The sequence below is a fragment of the Mesorhizobium sp. M5C.F.Ca.IN.020.32.2.1 genome (assembly GCF_004023105.1).
In the GTDB taxonomy this organism is placed as follows: domain Bacteria; phylum Pseudomonadota; class Alphaproteobacteria; order Rhizobiales; family Rhizobiaceae; genus Mesorhizobium; species Mesorhizobium wenxiniae.
Map to the genome: position 1 here is coordinate 1 of NZ_RZSX01001680.1, position 441 is coordinate 441.

At 70.3% G+C, this 441-nt stretch carries 1 pseudogene; it reads right to left on the bottom strand.

Annotation, left to right across the window (positions count from 1 at the left end):
- A pseudogene (locus EOA86_RS38125) lies at nucleotides 1–441 on the bottom strand (hydantoinase/oxoprolinase family protein); the annotation flags it as partial.

The window sequence follows — 441 nt, forward strand, 5'->3', positions numbered from 1 at the left end:
GACGGCGTGAAACCGGAAATATGCACCAGGCCGCGCGACACCAGCCGGTTCAAGGTGGCGTTCTGGGCGTTCGAGGTGAGCAGCCTGTCGAGGGCGAGCGGCACGCTGCCGATCGCCTCGTACAGCCTCGCTTCCGGAGCGGTGAGGCCGGCGGCGAGCCGCTCCGGCACGCCGGTGCGCACGGCGAAGCGGCCATCCATGCGGCCGGGGTTCGGCGCCCGCAGTTGGCGCTCCAATTCTGAGGTGACGGCTTCGCCGTGCACCATGCCGGCCAGCGCTAGCGGCACTAGGCGGCGCGGCCCGAGCAGGATTTTTGGGCTGAGCACGCCGTCCTCCAGCGCCACTTCGGAATCGCCGCCAAGCCCAAAAGTGCGCATGGCCACCGCCTCGACCATGGTGCGGAAGCCGCCGACGGTGGCCCCTTCCGGATCGAGCCTGGGA